This window comes from Pseudohongiella nitratireducens (genome assembly GCF_001642735.1).
GTDB classification, from domain to species: domain Bacteria; phylum Pseudomonadota; class Gammaproteobacteria; order Pseudomonadales; family Pseudohongiellaceae; genus Pseudohongiella; species Pseudohongiella nitratireducens.
Genome location: NZ_LWHM01000027.1, coordinates 70,111 through 86,606, shown reverse-complemented (window position 1 = coordinate 86,606; position 16,496 = coordinate 70,111). Strand labels below are relative to the sequence as shown.

Below are 16,496 nucleotides of genomic sequence, written 5' to 3'. Positions count from 1 at the left end.
TGGTTTATTCCGCTATTCCTACCAGAATTCGTTCATCTCGTAATGTCACCGGATATGCTCTTACATTGACTGTCGCATCCTCCAGGCACTCACCGGTTTTGAGACAAAAATGCTGTTTATAGACTGGCGAAGCTACACAGATCCTGCCCTTCATATCTGCCAGCAACCCTCTGCTCAGCACATTGGCGTCACTGAATGGGTCGAGATTATCAATGGCATAAATATTTGTTTTATCCCTAAACACCGCAATTTGTTTGTCTCCTAAACGGGCTGGAGCACCTGTTCCTGGAATAATGTCGTCAACACCTGCAATATCAAACCATTCAAGCGCTTCTGACCGTTCTGCATTCGATGCCATACTCATCACGCAATCTCCTTGACTTTTAACTGTTGTTTTTCTTCAGCACGAGCCGGTCGTTTCTGTCCGCGTTCACGCACGTACACAATGTCTCCATCAGGCGTATCATCATTCAGGAAGGGTTCAAAACGCTTCAATGCAGCCGGATCATTAATCGTTCTTTTCCACTCACATTCATAGGTATCGATAATGCCCTGCATTTCTGTCTCGAGTTCTTCACCGATTCCCAGTGAATCGTTAATCACTACATCCTGTAAATATTCGAGCCCACCTTCCATGTTGTCGCGCCATACAGATGTGCGCTGCAGCCGGTCAGCCGTTCTGACGTAAAACATGAGGATGCGGTCGATATATTTGATCAAGGTTTCATCATCGAGATCACTGGCGAAAAGTTCAGCGTGGCGAGGACGCATGCCGCCGTTGCCGCATACATAAAGATTCCAGCCTTTTTCTGTCGCAATGACACCCACATCTTTACTCTGTGCTTCAGCACACTCGCGCGTACATCCTGAAACGGCCATTTTTATTTTGTGCGGCGAACGCAGTCCGCGATACCGCTTCTCAACATAAATGGCCATGCTCACCGAGTCCTGCACACCAAAGCGGCACCAGCTAGAGCCGACACAGGATTTGACCGTTCGTAAGGATTTTCCGTAGGCATGACCTGATTCAAATCCAGCGTCTGTCAGGTCTTTCCAGATTGCAGGCAACTGATCAACACGGGCACCGAACAGGTCGATACGCTGACCACCTGTTATCTTGGTATACAGGTCATACTTAATCGCAACATCTGCCAGGACAGCCAGCATCTCTGGACCAATTTCACCGCCCGGAATCCGGGGAACAACCGAGTAGCTACCATCTTTTTGCAGGTTGGCCAGGAAATTGTCATTCGTGTCCTGCAAACCGACGTGTTTAGGGTCCAGGATAAAATCGTTCCAGCATGAGGCGAGAATAGAGCCAACAGCGGGTTTACAAATCTCACAGCCATTGCCACTGCCAAAGCGTTCTAGCAGTTCTTCAAAACTGCGAATACCGTGCATACGGACCAGGTGATACAACCCCTGGCGCGTGTAGGAAAAGTGTTCACAGATATCATTATTGACTTCGATGCCCTGGCTTTTTAGTTCGGCGTCGAGAACCTGTTTGACCAGCGTGGTACATCCGCCACAGGTAGAAGAGGCACGAGTTTCGGTTTTAATCGCGCCCATGGTTGTGCAACCTGCTGCAATCGATGCACAGATATCGCCCTTACTGACATTATTGCAGGAACAGATTTGGGCTGTGGCTGGTAACGCATCAACACCCAGCACAGGTTTATCACCGGACTGAGGACTGATCAGGCTGATCGGCTCCTCAGGTAAGTCGATATCATTCAGGCTATATTGCAGCAGCGAATCGTAGTCTCCTGTGTCGCCAACCAGCACAGCTCCCAGCAGTTTTTTACCATCGTTGCTGATGACCAGTTTCTTATAGACTCCACGTGAGGCATCTGAGATAGAACAAATGCGTGACCCTTCACTCCGGGCGTGGGCATCGCCAATTGAACCCACTTCAACGCCTAACAGCTTCAGTTTCGTGCTCATGTCAGCACCCGAAAATGTTTTGGCTTCATCCGTCAGTGTGGAAGCCAGATTCCGGGCCATCTCATAACCGGGCGCTACCAGTCCGTAAATTTTCCCTTGCCACAGGGCGACCTCACCAATGGCATAAATACTGTCATCACTCGTTTTGCAGTGATCATCAATAATAACGCCGCCTCGCTCACCAATACTTAATCCACTGCTGCGCGCCAGTTCATCACGCGGGCGTATACCCGCGGAGAAAACGATCATGTCTGTTTCCAGATCACCTTCTTCAAAGTTCAACCGGTACCTGGCTGTCGTTCCTGTACCGATGTTTTGAGTGGCTTTCCCGGTATGCACTCGCACATCCAGTGCTTCAATTTTCTCTCTCAGTAATGCACCGCCAATATCATCAAGCTGCACTGCCATTAACTGAGGCGCAAATTCCACAACATGTGTCACCAGGCCACTATCTTTGAGTGCCTTTGCAGCCTCAAGGCCAAGCAGGCCACCACCGACAACTACCCCGCTCTGACTTGAGGAAGCTGAAGCCTGTATGGCTTCGAGATCCTCAATGGTGCGGTAAACATGACAATGCGCTTTATCATTGCCAGGGATTGGCGGTACAAAGGGATATGACCCCGTTGCCAATACCAATGTGTCGTAGCAAAGTTCCATACCGGTATCAGTCTTAACTATTTTTGCAGTACGGTTAATGGAGACTGCCTTCGTCCCGGTCAAAAAAGTGATGCCGTTATCATGAAAAAAGTTTTCATCACATAGCGTCAACTCTTCGACCGTTGTACCGGAGAACCAGGCGCTAAGCTGAACACGGTCGTAAGCAGGGCGAATCTCCTCACCTATGACTGTAATGTCATAGGCCTGCGTTTTGGCTACCAGCTCTTCCAAAAATCGCTGGCCTACCATCCCGTTGCCGATAACCAGCAATCGTTGCTTACTCATGGGTCACTCCTGTTTGCTGTCTCTTGCTGACTCGCTCATTAACGTTTCGGTCAGCCATAAAAAAAGCGCCTGATACCCGAGCGATGCTCGAGTCCCAGGCGCCTTTGCCTTGATTCTGTATTAAGCCCTTTAAATCGCCGTTGGTTCTGGGCTGCTGTCCCGCTGCCATAGCGCGACATTAAAGTGTTCAGCAAAAGGTGTGCCAGGCATTCATAACACAATTCATGAATTAACATATCTCATTGAATATTAAGATTTTATTAAGGGTATCTTATTAGAATAACTATACCGAATCACAAACCGTTCAACGGCTAAAGGTAACCGTCCTGTGCCAGCAAAGAGTGCACAGCGCACTGAAATGATGCACAAAAGTTATCCGATAGCTCATATACACAAAGTGCTGTGCAGTGCCCGCAAACGGATAAAAACTGTTGTAAATAAAGGGGGTTAGAGAATCTTCAAGGTCGCAACAATAATTTGGCACACTAAATGCATTACCCTTAGCGAACCGATGTATCTCACGCCCAAAGACGGGTGACATGATACGTTTTAGGGCAATGGCGTCCATTTCTTTCGGCTACTAATCCGGCCGATCATAGAAGTGGGCGCTTTTTTTTGAGCTAACGATAGAGGGTGATATCCATGAGCAGCGTACTTAAAGCAACCAAACATCAACTCACTAGATGTCTGCAAGCCGCGTCACTGGCAATTGGCACTTCTGTCATCATGGTAACGGGCACCCAGGCAGAAACAGGTTGGCCCGAGAAGGAAGACCTGACTATCGGTTTTATCAAACTTACGGACATGGCACCGTTAGCGATCGCCTATGAGAAAGGTTACTTCGAAGACGAAGGCTTATATGTCACGCTTGAGGCCCAGGCAAACTGGCGTGTTTTACTTGACGGCGTCATAGATGGCCGACTTGATGCAGCCCACATGCTGGCTGGCCAACCTCTGGCCGCTACCATCGGCTATGGCACTCAGGCTGATATCGTTACGCCATTAAGTCTGGATCTCAATGGTAATGCCATCACTGTTTCCAACGACATCTGGGATGCCATGCTGGAACACATACCAACTGAGGACGGTGAGATTGTCCGTCCGGTTTCAGCTTCATCCCTGAAACCCGTTGTAGAGGAATATAAAGCTGCAGGCACCCCCTTTAATATGGGCATGGTGTTCCCGGTATCAACGCATAACTACGAACTTCGCTACTGGCTGGCTGCTGGCGGCATCCACCCTGGCTACTATGCACCGCACCTGGGTGATATATCCGGTATGCGACAGGCTGATGCGCTACTTTCTGTGACACCGCCACCACAAATGCCAGCAACGCTGGATGCTGGCACCATTCTCGGGTATAGCGTGGGCGAGCCCTGGAATCAGCAGGCTATTTATCGTGATATCGGTGTGCCCGTTATCACTGATTATGAAATCTGGAAGAACAACCCAGAGAAAGTTCTCGGTTTGACGGCATCGTTTATCGAGGAAAACCCCAATACTTCTGTGCGACTGGTTAAAGCCGTGTTACGTGCCAACAAGTGGCTGGATGACAACAACAATGCTAATCGCGAAGAAGCTGTAAACATCCTTTCTCGCAGTGAATATGTTGGCGCCGATGAGGAAGTTATCGGTAATTCCATGACGGGTACATTTGAATACCAGAAAGGGGAAGTACTTGAGGTACCTGATTTCAATGTTTTCTTCCGATACAACGCTACCTACCCATACTACTCTGACGCTATCTGGTATTTAACCCAGATGCGTCGCTGGGGTCAGATATCTGAACCAAAGAGTGATGAGTGGTACTTTGATACCGCTAAAAAAGTCTACCGACCTGATGTGTATGAACTTGCCGCAGAGGAACTGATTGCCGAAGGATTAATGTCGGCAGAGGACTTTCCGAATTTCGACACAGAAAGCGGTTATCGCCCAGTGCAGGACGACTTTCTCGATGGTATTCCTTATGACGGTTCCAAGCCCAATGCTTATCTTGAGTCACTGGATATTGGGTTAAAAGACGAAACGCTCTAATTGAACATCTTAAGTTTAGACAGTATTTAACAGGTTGATATTATGGAAGCCATTTTGAATAAAATCCGACTGACACTGCCATCGGCAAATAGTTTTGACTTTGCTTCTGGTAGCGCTATTACCAAGATGTTTCGCTCCTGGATTTTAGCCGGCACAGGCATCCTGGTCTTTCTCTTCATGTGGCATGTGGCTGCCAGTAATATCAATACATCGCTTGGTCAGTTCCCGGGCCCCACCCAGGTCTGGGAGCAGGTTGGTTCACTCAAAGCTGATTATCAGCGCGAGAAGCAACGCGAACGCGACTTCATGGTTCGTCAGCAAGAAAGAAATGCTGAACGTCTGGCCGTAGATCCTGACTATGATGCCCGCATACGACCTTATACCGGAAGACCGACGTTTGTAGATCAGGTTCAAACCAGTTTGCTTACTGTAGGATTCGGATTTTTCATTGCCACAATTATCGCCATCCCCCTGGGAATCATTTGTGGTCTGAACTCATCCATTTACAGTGCCATCAACCCGCTGATTCAGGTTTTCAAACCAGTTTCACCACTGGCCTGGCTGCCACTGGTCACCATGGTTGTCAGTGCCCTTTATGTCAGTGACAGTGAAGTATTTACAAAGGCTTTTGTCACATCAGCTATCACGGTGTCACTGTGCAGTCTGTGGCCGACATTGATTAACACCACCGTTGGTGTCACCAGTGTTGATAAAGACCTGATTAACGTTAGCCGTGTTATCCAGCTTCCGGCTCATTTACATGTAACCAAGATTGTACTGCCTTCCGCTGTGCCAATGATTTTTACGGGGATGCGTATGTCGCTGGCGACTGGCTGGATGGTACTGATTGCTGCCGAAATGCTTGCACAAAACCCTGGGCTGGGTAAATTCATCTGGGACGAGTTCCAGAATGGAAGTTCTGATTCACTTGGAAGGATTATGGTCGCTGTCATTGCAATCGGCCTAATCGGTTTTGCCCTGGACAAAATCATGTTGTTGATTCAGCGCAAAGTCAGCTGGGATAAAACGGCTGTCCTACGTTAAATCAATCGTATTGTATTTGGAGAATAACCATGCAGTGTTATCTTGAACTGAGCAATGTTGGCATCGAATTCAACACCAATAATGTCCCATTCAAAGCGCTCAGCAATGTAAACCTGAAAGTCAATAAAGGTGATTTCGTATCGCTGATAGGACACTCCGGTTGTGGTAAATCCACTATCCTGAACATTATTGCCGGCCTGCACCAGGCAACAGAAGGTGGTGTCATTCTGGAGGGTCGTCAGGTAGATTCGCCCAACCCTGATCGCGCTGTTGTCTTTCAAAATCACGCGTTATTACCCTGGCTGACTGTCTACGAAAATGTGGAGCTGGCTGTTAAACAGGTCTTCAAAGGGCGTCGCCCGGCATCAGAAGTCAAAGGCTGGGTTGAACACAACCTGGACCTGGTCAGCATGACACACGCAAAAGATAAACTGCCTCATGAAATTTCTGGGGGCATGAAGCAACGCGTTGGTATTGCTCGCGGTCTTTCGATGGAACCCAAAGTGCTACTAATGGACGAACCGTTTGGTGCTCTGGATGCATTAACCCGCGCACACTTACAGGATGAGTTGATGCGTATTCACAGTTCACTCAATAATACCGTCATTATGATTACGCACGATGTCGACGAGGCCGTGTTGCTGTCTGATAAAATCGTTATGCTGACTGTCGGACCAGAAGCTTCCATCGGGGAGTTACTGGAAGTCAATCTGGAAAGACCCCGTGACCGCTTGGCATTGGCTGATGATACGGCTTACATTGGCTATCGAAATGATGTCCTGCGATTCCTGTATGGTGGGACCCATTAATACTAAGACGCATTAATACTAATCAGGCGCTGCTGAAAATGGTACCGGCAGCAGCGCTTTTTGAGAGCCTGCCCTCTTCATTTCTACCCCTTCCATAAAACTGACATTTCGATGAGAGAACGCGCCACATCAATTAACCGGCGGCTTTGATTCATCGCCGTCTGCCTCATCAGCTGATACGCTTCATCTTCTTCCAATCCACGATGTTTCATTAAAATATATTTGGCCCGTTCCATTATCTTACGTTCTTCCAGAGCGGTTCTGGCCAAATCCAGTGATTGCTCTACTTCCTGTAAGCGTTTGGATTGGTACTGCACAAGATCCATCAAAGTACGGGATTGGCCTGGAGATGTTACATTATTGTTAACCGGTGTCCGGAGCAGCGAAAACGTTTCAATCGAGCTGGTAGGTTCTTCTTCGTTCAACGACATAAAATGCTGAACAGCATCTTCATTGGCTGACAGACGATTCTCAGCCTCTTCAAGTCTCAGTTGGCATTGCATTGACAGGGCTTCATAACATGCTATTTCCAGCTCCCTGATCTTATCCTGCTTTTCACTTTGTACCGTGAACCATTGCCGCGCCAGATCCTCACCGGTCAAACGACCTTTGGCTGTTCCACAAAGATGATCTCGCAAGGCTGCTATCTGCAGGCAACATGGTGAAGACTCTAATGCACGCCAGACGGCTACTGCCTGCTGATCAACATGTTGGAGATAGGTCGAAAAACAGGTTTCCTGATAATCGATAAGATGTTCAATTCTGGATTTGATTTCAACCGGCGCCATGCCACTGGCAAAGGCGAGTGAACCCGCCGCTCTTTCCTGACCCGCCAACTCCTTCCCCTGCATCAGATTAAACAGACCGACCAGAATCTCTGTGAGTTTTGGATCGCGAGCAATGTCAGCAGCCTCAAAAACGACCGCTAACAGCGAGCTGATTATTGCACTATAAGCCTGGGTCAGGGCCTGACCATCCCAGGCACATTGCCAGGTTTGCGTCCGTAACGTGTGAATTTCTTCCATGGCCTGTATGGCAAGAGAAAGGCGGCTGAAAAGCACCGCAGAAGACGCCCCCATCCCCTGGATGGCAGGTATACTTTGATCCAGACTGTGCTCCAGCACCGATCGCTTCTGGTCAGACTCTTCCCTGATTGCGATCAGTTCCGCCTGGTAGTCACTGCCCTGACTGCCAACAAATAAGTTACTGGCACCTCTCTCTCGCTGCAATGAATGTACGAGATCGCCGATAACGGATATCAATCCGCTAATAACGTTAAAGTCCCTTAATCCTTGAATTTCGCACCGTTTCGATGCGATAAGAAACTCTACCGCGCGATTATTGTGCAGTATATCAGGCATACCTCCCCCATGAAGTGCACCAAAATCACTGTAATTTTCAGTAATATGTAGCTAATTGGCTGTTATATGTCCCCATAATCCGCCCGGGAGCACAAACAACTCTTCCCTTTAGAAAAGTCCGGCAGCAATTACCCCTGCTGTATACTGGTGCACAGCTGCAAGCTTCAGGCCATATCCCATTATACGCTGTTTGTTGTTTGGAATAGATGAGTGTCGCGCTCGTTATCAAGGGTAGAGCCTTAGGAACTATCAAGAATGTCACTGGACACTGAGTCCAGGATACGTTTAGATAGATGCGCAAGGCCAAAATTCAATCACTAAGGAGAGTTGTGATGAAATCGATGACAATACTGAGTTTATTCAGCCTGATGTTGGTGCTGGGAGCATGTAACGACGGTCCTGCAGAACAAATGGGAGAGGATATTGACGAGGCTGCTGCAGATATGTCTCGTGCAGCTGAAGATGCTACTGAAGAAATCACTCAGTAAGTTGAACCGGCAAAATCCGCAGCATTATTTGCTGCGGATGTACCGGGTCAGTAACCAGGGAAGGATGGTCAAATCCGCCAGCAATGCAACCAGCATAGCCAGTGCGGTTAACAGACCAAACGTCATACTCGGTACAAAGTCTGAAAATGCAAGCATGGAAAAGCCACCAGCAACAAGAATTGATGTGTATAACACAGCCATACCAACGGAACGGTAGCTATTATCAATCGCTTGATTTGCTGGCTGGTTTTTTCGCTCTTCCAGGTAACGATGTACAAAGTGGATAGTGTCGTCAACCGCGATACCCATGACAATCGCAGCGATTGTTACACTCATTAAGTCCAGCGGTATCCCCAGCCAGCCCATGACACCAAAGATCAGCGCCGTTGAAATGATATTTGGCACAATGGCTATCAGCGCGACTTTGAAAGACTGAAACAAGACCAGGAAAGTCAGCGTCAGCACCACATAGACAATACCCAGTGTCATGACCTGACTGTCAGCCAGTCGCGACATAATGTCCTGATATAACACAAACAAGTTGCTTAATTGATAACTGTCCCGAGGTACATCAATAGCAGCCAGTTCCTGTTGCATATCCGCCAAAAACGCTTCTCTGTCCAGGCCTGGTGTCAGGTCTTCTATCCAGACATTGAACCGCACTTCCTGACGCTCTTCGCTAAAGAATGAACCAATCAGATCCTCTCTGAAATTTTCATCCATCATCCAGTAAACAGCTGTCAGCTCATATTCTGTCAGCGGTTGTCCGTTATTCACTTCTCTTGCCAAATCCGTAAGATTAACCGGAGAAAGAATGCGACCTGTTGCCTCATAATCTGCCAGCACCGCCTGTATCTGTTGCAGCTTCAACACAGATTCGGCCGTCATAATCAGATCCGGATTATCCGGTTTGTCGGGCAAAGGGTAGACAATATCCATCGGCGTAGAACCACCAAATGCCTGATCAATATAGGCAAGCTCCTGATGAATCTGCGTATCTTCAGCAAAATAGTTGATAAAGCTATTCTCTGCACTTAGCCGCATGGCACCAAGCCCACCTGCGATCACAGCGGCGACACTGCCTAAAATAACCAGGGGAGCGCAGCGTTTCGTCAGTCTCTGAAAACCATTAACAACACTTTTCAACAAGCCAATATCATCGCGCTGCTTGTCTGAAGGTATTAAGGTAACCAGCACTGGAAACAGAATCAGGCTTACCATGATTGAGAAAAACATGGCGATAATCATCATCCAACCGAAACTGATGACCGGCTGGATCCCACTGAAAATCAAAGATCCAAACCCGACTGAAGTTGTGATACCGGCAAAAAAACAGGGTCCGATTTTTCTTCGTAATGTTTCTTCTATCAGCTTTTGATGTTTTTTACTGCTGTCAGCTGAGGACAATTCCCGGTAGTCCACGATCAAGTGTATGACAATGGCCAGGGTCAGGATCAATTGCAATGCGATAAAGTTTGATGAAATCACCGTGGCTTTAATATCCAGCAATGCAAACAGCCCCATGGTTGGCAAGACACTGCAAATACAACAGAGTACTGGAATTGTTACCCAGCGAAAGCTGCGGAAAAGAATAAATAACAACAGGCAAATCATCGCAGCAATTGCGCTACCGAAGACGACCAGGTCGCTGCTGATGATGTCAATCAGCTGATAGGCCAGCACATGGACACCACCCATGTGCAACTGTGCACGTGCCTGGTAGGGCTCTAAAATTTCCCGAATCGCTTCAACTTCCTGCTGACGTTGTTGAGACAACTCTTGCAGCAACGGCTCGCGCTGTGACTCCAGTCGTTTCAGTTCAGACTGTTCGCTCTCGCTAAGCCCATCCTGCGCCATTCGCTGGGCGTTCAGCGCAGTGATATCCTCATTAAGTGATTGCAATTCGGGATTGGATTGAAACAGCACCTGCATGGCTGTGGCATCCATTGCCGAGTTCACCAGCAAATTGGTGTATACCGGATGATCGGTGAAGGCCTCCTGTAACGTTGCCTGATCGAAATCACCTCCGGCGATGGTGAGATCACTCAATGAACCTCTCAGCCCGTCTATGGAAGTATTCTCGGTAAAGATGGGTACGTTGAGAATCGAGCGGACAGAGTTGACCCGATCGAGCTGCTCAATGGCATCACTGATCGCTGCAACATCATTTAATGTGCTTTGCGAAAACAGATTTGCGCTATCTGGCTGGTAGGTCACCAGCAAAAATTCCTGGGGGGCATACTGTTGATTAACCTGCTGGGTTTGGACGTACAGCGGGTTATCTCGTGTCAGTAATGTATCGGGTGAAGCGTCAATCTGAAAGTTCTGCGCCTGCCATCCCAACGCACCAACAATCAGCAGAAAGACTGCCAGCACTGCCAAAGGGAATCTGAGTAACGCATGTATCGCTGAAGTCAGAAAGCCCTTCGGTGCATCACTTTCACTGTTCGACATTCGCAGCCCCTTCCGTGCTCGCTTTTGATGGCTGCTCAGGATACTGCTGATCACGCAATAGTCCCTGCACATGCAGGTTTCTCATGAACAAATACAAGTCTTCACTCTCTTCACGTAAATCGGTGTAAGACATGATCGTAGGGCCGTACTCCTGGAAATTATCAAAAATACGTACCCCGGTGTCTTCGGGACTATCCATCAGATACTGAATTGGGTTGAGCTGACCATCAATGAACATCCCGACCCCGCTGCGCGCATTACTGGGGCCTATGAATGGCAGCACCAGATAGAAACCATAACCCACACCATAGCCTGCCATCGTATCACCGGCCCGTGCCAAATCCTCTTCTATCTCAAACCAGTTTGTGGCTGGATCACCGAAGCCGGCAACGCCTATCGTGGTGTTAATAGCAAATCTGCCGATATCACGCCCGGCACCTTTAATGTCACCGCGAAGCAAATGATTGATCAGATAGATCGGCGTTTTGATGTTGTCAAAGAAATTGCCTATGCCTCGCTCAACAGGGTCAGGTGTAACTGAAACGTAAGCATCAGCCAGAGGAATAAGCACATAACGATAAGTCACATCGTTAAATTTATGCATGACCCGGTTGAAAGGCATGAGGGGGTCAGCAATGACAAGTTGATCGGTTGTTGCGACAAATTGGCTGCCACTTCCATCAGGCGAGTCATTATCCGATTCAGATTCAGGAAAGCCGACAACATTGGGCTCAATGTTCTCAACGGCCTCTGCCTGCGACTCTTCAATATCTGACCCAGACCCATCATCCGGTTGTGCTGAGAGTGTGCCAGACAACAGAAGACCAGCCAGCCACAGATACCTATACTTGCATTCCCTTTTTTTCAATGCTCGCCTCCTGAATTTTATACTTCAACGTAGCAGGCGAGTGTTTATTCTCTATGACGCCTGTCTCGCCTTGCGTTTCCTGAACATACGCCTGGTGTCCTGCCGGATTCGACGGAAACTCATCCAGGTACCTGTCGCTACCAGACAGGTTACACCGAAAAGCAGGACAATCACTAGCACGTCCCACACAGGACGTGACTTAAGTCCCGGATAATCCAGTCGCTCGCCTTCATCTATACTGGTTTTGATAACAGGCAGATCAATCGGTGTTTTATGTTCTTAGTATTAGATGTCCTCCTCTGTCATCAACAAGTTGGTATTAGCGCTTCTTGCCCGGCCACTCTGACCTCAGTATCATTGCCGTCTTTTCCTGATCATGTGCTGCTGACAATGTTTAACGCTATCGATTATTGGGGCCTGCCATGGATGCCTTTCTGATTTCTACCGGTCTGGTGACCTTGGCAGAGATGGGCGATCGGACTCAGCTTCTGGCTTTTTTACTGGCCGCTAAATTCCGCCGCCCTGTCCCCATCATGCTGGGCATACTGATCGCTACGCTGGCCAACCATGCTTTTGCCGGTTTCATTGGTCAGTGGTTTGCTGAACTTCTTACCCCTGAAATCTTGCGCTGGGTGCTGGCGGTGACGTTTTTCGCCATGGCTGCCTGGATGATGATTCCGGACAAACTGGACGATGATGCACCGGATGCCAGCCAGTACGGAGTGTTGTTAACTACCATCATTGCATTTTTTCTGGCCGAAATTGGCGATAAAACCCAGGTGGCCACCGTCGCGTTGGCAGCACGTTTCGATGAGCTGCTCTGGGTCATTGCTGGCACCACGGCGGGCATGATGATCGCCAACATCCCCGCCATTTATCTCGGCGACAAGTTTGCTGATCGCTTACCAGTTCGCTTGATCCACCTGGTTGCGGCCCTTGTCTTCGTTGCCCTTGGCTTGTTGACCCTGCTTGGTGTCGGCGAAAAGCTGGGATTCTGATGCAGTTCCCGGTTGATGACGTCCTGGACGATATCAATGCCGCTTTAAAGACGCATAACCGTTGTTTGCTGATTGCCACACCAGGTGCCGGTAAAACCACGCGCGTCCCCCTCGCTTTGTTAAAGGAGCTGCCCACAGGTAAGCGCTGGCTATTGCTGGAACCCAGGCGGGTCGCCGCTCGGCTGGCTGCGACTTATATGGCAAAACAACTCGATGAGCCTTTGGGCCAGCGAGTCGGTTACCGCGTTCGCGGCGAACATAAGGTCAGCTCGCAAACACGACTGGAGGTCGTCACCCAGGGCATTCTGACCCGCATGCTTCAGGATGACCCCATGCTGGAAGGTATCCAGGGCATTATCTTTGATGAATTCCATGAACGCAGCCTGGATGCTGATGTCGGCCTGGCTTTGTCACTGGATGTTCAACAGGGATTGCGAGAGGATCTGCAGATTCTGATAATGTCGGCAACCCTCGACAGCAACAGCCTGCTGGCTGTGCTGGGATCGGACACGCCGGTTATCGAAAGCAGTGGCAGACTGTATCCAGTCAGTACTCACTACCGCTCTGCCCGCCCGCAGGAAAACAGTACTGAACATCAGGTTCGTGTCATACAGGAAGCAATCCTGGCCCACGATGGCGACGCGCTGGTTTTCTTACCCGGGCAGCATGAAATTCGTCAGCTGGAGCGCGCTCTGTTCGCCAAACTGGCTGGCGCTATAGACATCATGCCTTTACATGGCCGGCTGTCATTGTCACAGCAACAAGCCGTGCTAAGCCCTGATAAAGACAATACGCGACGGATTATCCTGACTACCGCACTGGCAGAATCCAGCCTCACCGTGCCGGGTGTCTCAATCGTTGTTGATGCTGGCTGGGAGCGGCGTGCCGACTATCAACCCCGCAGTGGCATGACGCGCCTGATCACCACACGTGTCAATCAGGCCAGCGCTGATCAGCGACAAGGTCGGGCGGCCCGCACCGGGCCTGGGTTTTGCTATCGGCTGTGGCCCGAGGAAAGTATGCTGGCCGCCCACCGTACGCCGGAGATTGACTGCAGTGATCTGGAAAGCCTGCAATTCGAGCTCAGCCGCTGGGGCGTTGAGGATGCCCGCAGTCTGTCCTGGGTAACACCTCCACCCAGTGCCGCCATGCAATCTGCAAAAGATGCACTGTTTCGTTTACACCTTCTATCCGGCAAAGGCACGCTTACCCCCTTAGGCAATCGCTGCACAGCCTGGCCCACCTCACCGCGACTGGCAATAGTTTTGCAAACCGCTCTGGATGCTGCCCACAGTCACCCTCAACAACAAGATATGCTCAGCGAACTGGCATGCCGACTGGTCACTACGCTGGAAACACCGGGCAGCTTGACAAGTGAGGACCTGGGCTCAGTACTGGATCTGGACACAAACGCCAATACCAGGCAACCCAACCTTCGGCAATGGATACGCACCTTCCAGCAATGGCAGACTCGTTTTCAGCGCCAGCTGAACCAAAAGCCATCGCCATCATCTCCTCCTCAGCAACATGAAAAAAGCGCCCACGCCTGGCTTGCCCGGCTACTATTACATGCCTGGCCAGAACGGCTGGCCGTTAAGCGCCAGCCTGGCATCTTTCAACTGGCAACGGGTCATCAGGTAAAACTAGATCCTCACCATCCCCTGAGTCGACATGAGTTGCTGGTCGTCCCTTCGCTAAATGGAAATTTGCAAGGCGCCCGCATTTACCTTGCCATTGGCATAGAGGCGGAAACGCTGACATCGCTGCAGCCGGAGACAGCAAATTGGTCGCTGTCAGCTGGTTGGGATGAACGACTGCAACGAATTGTTGCCAGAGAAAGTCGCTGTTATCGTTCAGGTAATGACTCACTGACGCTACAAAGCCGAACCGCCTCGTCGGGACTGCACGCGGTTGATAGTGAAGCCAGGCAAAATGCCTGGATGGAAGGCATCCGAATTCATGGCTTGCCCTGGCAGGATGCCGATTTTCAGACGATACAGCGTCTGCGCCTGGCACACCGGCACCTGGATGGCGACTGGCCGGATATTCAGCAAGCCGAACTGGAGGCAAGCGCCAGACACTGGCTGCTACCACACCTGGCATCACTCAGCCGATTTGAGCAGCTCAATTCACTGTCTTTGATGACCCTTTACTTGCAGCAACTGGACTGGTCACAGCAACAAACGCTCAATGATTTACTGCCTCTGTATATGAGAGTACCCAGCGGTTCAAATATCAGAATCGACTATAACCATGACACACCGGTGCTGGCTGTAAAACTGCAGGAAATGTTTGGCCTGGATGATCACCCCAGCCTGATGGCTGGTCGCCTGCCACTCAGCGTTCACTTATTGTCTCCCGCCAGAAGGCCAGTTCAGGTCACCCAGGATTTACCAGGGTTCTGGCGCAGCAGCTACTTTGCGGTCAGAAAGGATATGCGGGGCCGATACCCCAAGCACCCCTGGCCGGAAGATCCGCTTGAGGCGCCAGCGACCGCTGGCACCAAGCGGAAACAGGGGCAATGACCCAGCACTTAAAAGCCTAAACGATCCCGTAAGGCTTCGGCAGCTTCTCTGACTTCCGGATCAGCATTTTGCAGCTCCTCATCCACCCTGTTACGCACATCGTCTGTCGCTTCGTTAACACGGTTTCTGATTTCTGCTTCAACTGCACCCGAAGCAACCTCTTCAAGCGCATCGCGCGCATTGCCAGCCAGCTGGGCCATGATGGAACGTGCAATCTGCTGGGCCAGTACGTCGGGTGTACCTTCCACGTTGGTAACCTGGACATTGCCGAAATTCACATCAACGGCACGGGGCAATTGGTCAGATTGCAAAGTACCCTGAATACCATTGATGGTCAGATCATCAAGTGCAATAACGGGTGCGGGTCCTGATGATTCCGCTGGCGGCTCGGATGATGCTGGCGGAAAACGGTCGCGAATCGCCTGTATGTTGGATCGTGTACCCTGCAACTCGAAACGCGCATACGGATTGGTCGAGCGAATGGTATTAATTCGGATGACATCGGAACCGATACTGGCCAGATCCAGCGCAACATGCAGCTCATCAAAACGAATCATGTCTGCATCTGAGAAGCCATCCGGGTTCGCTACCGTGAAACCGTTAATTGTCGCCGTGCCGCCACGCAGGTCCAGCGCGACAGAGTCTACCCGCACGTCCGTCCCCAGTGTTGAGGAACCTTCTGATTCAATGACCTGTTTCAGGATGCTATCCAGATTGCTGGCCAGGTAATAAAAAACCCCGCCTAATGCAACGACAACCACCACTAAGCCGATCAGTACTTTTTTCATGGGTCAGACTCCCTGCCTTCCATTCTTTTTTGGTCAATACACAATACTATGGGCGTATGTCGGGAATGCGTCAAGCTGCGCCATTTTAGTGCATCACATAGGTTTTCAGTCATTAGCGGCAGACGAACCAGTGCCTGTTTGTATTCCCCTGCTGCCAACATGTGCATTTTATCGCATCTCCTTTGCGGCTGTTTCAGCAATAAGATAATCTGCTGACCAGCAAGGCAAAAACAACAACCCG

Annotated in this window: 12 protein-coding genes; 6 read left to right on the top strand and 6 right to left on the bottom strand. The window is 49.9% G+C overall.

Going from position 1 to position 16,496, the window contains the following annotated elements:
- Window positions 1–4: 4 nt before the first annotated feature.
- Both nirD and nirB read right to left on the bottom strand, forming a co-directional pair.
- A complete protein-coding gene (gene nirD, locus PSCS_RS09910; RefSeq protein WP_068811951.1) occupies window positions 5–364 on the bottom strand; it encodes a nitrite reductase small subunit NirD in 360 nt (119 codons plus the stop codon).
- The gene (nirB, locus tag PSCS_RS09905; RefSeq protein WP_068811950.1) at window positions 364–2,886 is read right to left on the bottom strand and encodes a nitrite reductase large subunit NirB; all 2,523 of its coding nucleotides are present in this window, start codon (window positions 2,884–2,886) and stop codon (window positions 364–366) included. The genes nirD and nirB overlap by 1 nt, the downstream gene beginning before the upstream one ends.
- Before the next feature lie 642 nt (window positions 2,887–3,528).
- Here nirB and PSCS_RS09900 point away from each other — a divergent pair.
- The 3 genes from PSCS_RS09900 (at window position 3,529) to PSCS_RS09890 (ending at window position 6,773) form a co-directional block, all read left to right on the top strand.
- Window positions 3,529–4,920, top strand: coding sequence for a CmpA/NrtA family ABC transporter substrate-binding protein (locus PSCS_RS09900; RefSeq protein ID WP_082866592.1), 1,392 nt, complete (start codon window positions 3,529–3,531; stop codon window positions 4,918–4,920).
- Window positions 4,921–5,046: 126 nt separating this feature from the next.
- Window positions 5,047–5,964: an ABC transporter permease gene (locus tag PSCS_RS09895; RefSeq protein ID WP_188619140.1), complete on the top strand. Its 918-nt coding sequence runs from the start codon at window positions 5,047–5,049 to the stop codon at window positions 5,962–5,964.
- A 29-nt stretch (window positions 5,965–5,993) separates the two neighbouring features.
- Window positions 5,994–6,773, top strand: coding sequence for an ABC transporter ATP-binding protein (locus PSCS_RS09890; protein ID WP_068811948.1), 780 nt, complete (start codon window positions 5,994–5,996; stop codon window positions 6,771–6,773).
- An 83-nt stretch (window positions 6,774–6,856) separates the two neighbouring features.
- Here PSCS_RS09890 and PSCS_RS09885 read toward each other — a convergent pair whose 3' ends face one another.
- Window positions 6,857–8,134, bottom strand: coding sequence for a nitrate regulatory protein (locus PSCS_RS09885; protein WP_082866590.1), 1,278 nt, complete (start codon window positions 8,132–8,134; stop codon window positions 6,857–6,859).
- A gap of 332 nt (window positions 8,135–8,466) precedes the next feature.
- Here PSCS_RS09885 and PSCS_RS15990 point away from each other — a divergent pair, with 332 nt between their 5' ends.
- Entirely contained in the window at window positions 8,467–8,622 is a 156-nt protein-coding gene (locus PSCS_RS15990) for a hypothetical protein (protein ID WP_188619137.1), read from the top strand.
- 24 nt (window positions 8,623–8,646) lie between these two features.
- On the opposite strand, the gene PSCS_RS09880 is transcribed toward PSCS_RS15990, so the two are convergent.
- Window positions 8,647–11,076: an MMPL family transporter gene (locus PSCS_RS09880; RefSeq protein WP_082866589.1), complete on the bottom strand. Its 2,430-nt coding sequence runs from the start codon at window positions 11,074–11,076 to the stop codon at window positions 8,647–8,649.
- Window positions 11,063–11,944, bottom strand: coding sequence for an MlaA family lipoprotein (locus PSCS_RS09875; protein ID WP_068811946.1), 882 nt, complete (start codon window positions 11,942–11,944; stop codon window positions 11,063–11,065). The genes PSCS_RS09880 and PSCS_RS09875 overlap by 14 nt, the downstream gene beginning before the upstream one ends.
- Window positions 11,945–12,366: 422 nt before the next feature.
- Here PSCS_RS09875 and PSCS_RS09870 point away from each other — a divergent pair, with 422 nt between their 5' ends.
- Window positions 12,367–12,942, top strand: coding sequence for a TMEM165/GDT1 family protein (locus PSCS_RS09870; RefSeq protein ID WP_068811945.1), 576 nt, complete (start codon window positions 12,367–12,369; stop codon window positions 12,940–12,942).
- The gene (hrpB, locus tag PSCS_RS09865) at window positions 12,942–15,467 is read left to right on the top strand and encodes an ATP-dependent helicase HrpB (protein ID WP_068811944.1); all 2,526 of its coding nucleotides are present in this window, start codon (window positions 12,942–12,944) and stop codon (window positions 15,465–15,467) included. Before PSCS_RS09870 ends, hrpB begins: the two co-directional genes overlap by 1 nt.
- Before the next feature lie 8 nt (window positions 15,468–15,475).
- On the opposite strand, the gene PSCS_RS09860 is transcribed toward hrpB, so the two are convergent.
- A complete protein-coding gene (locus PSCS_RS09860) occupies window positions 15,476–16,255 on the bottom strand; it encodes a DUF748 domain-containing protein (protein ID WP_068811943.1) in 780 nt (259 codons plus the stop codon).
- Window positions 16,256–16,496 lie beyond the last annotated feature (241 nt).

What these genes read in the sequence shown, in the direction of transcription:
- PSCS_RS09885 (WP_082866590.1), bottom strand. Translation starts at nt 8,134, where the DNA reads ATGCCTGATATACTGCACAATAATCGCGCGGTAGAGTTTCTTATCGCA.
- hrpB (WP_068811944.1), top strand. Translation starts at nt 12,942, where the DNA reads ATGCAGTTCCCGGTTGATGACGTCCTGGACGATATCAATGCCGCTTTA.
- nirD (WP_068811951.1), bottom strand. Translation starts at nt 364, where the DNA reads ATGAGTATGGCATCGAATGCAGAACGGTCAGAAGCGCTTGAATGGTTT.
- PSCS_RS09880 (WP_082866589.1), bottom strand. Translation starts at nt 11,076, where the DNA reads ATGTCGAACAGTGAAAGTGATGCACCGAAGGGCTTTCTGACTTCAGCG.
- PSCS_RS09900 (WP_082866592.1), top strand. Translation starts at nt 3,529, where the DNA reads ATGAGCAGCGTACTTAAAGCAACCAAACATCAACTCACTAGATGTCTG.
- PSCS_RS09870 (WP_068811945.1), top strand. Translation starts at nt 12,367, where the DNA reads ATGGATGCCTTTCTGATTTCTACCGGTCTGGTGACCTTGGCAGAGATG.
- PSCS_RS09860 (WP_068811943.1), bottom strand. Translation starts at nt 16,255, where the DNA reads ATGAAAAAAGTACTGATCGGCTTAGTGGTGGTTGTCGTTGCATTAGGC.
- PSCS_RS09890 (WP_068811948.1), top strand. Translation starts at nt 5,994, where the DNA reads ATGCAGTGTTATCTTGAACTGAGCAATGTTGGCATCGAATTCAACACC.
- PSCS_RS15990 (WP_188619137.1), top strand. Translation starts at nt 8,467, where the DNA reads ATGAAATCGATGACAATACTGAGTTTATTCAGCCTGATGTTGGTGCTG.
- nirB (WP_068811950.1), bottom strand. Translation starts at nt 2,886, where the DNA reads ATGAGTAAGCAACGATTGCTGGTTATCGGCAACGGGATGGTAGGCCAG.
- PSCS_RS09895 (WP_188619140.1), top strand. Translation starts at nt 5,047, where the DNA reads ATGTTTCGCTCCTGGATTTTAGCCGGCACAGGCATCCTGGTCTTTCTC.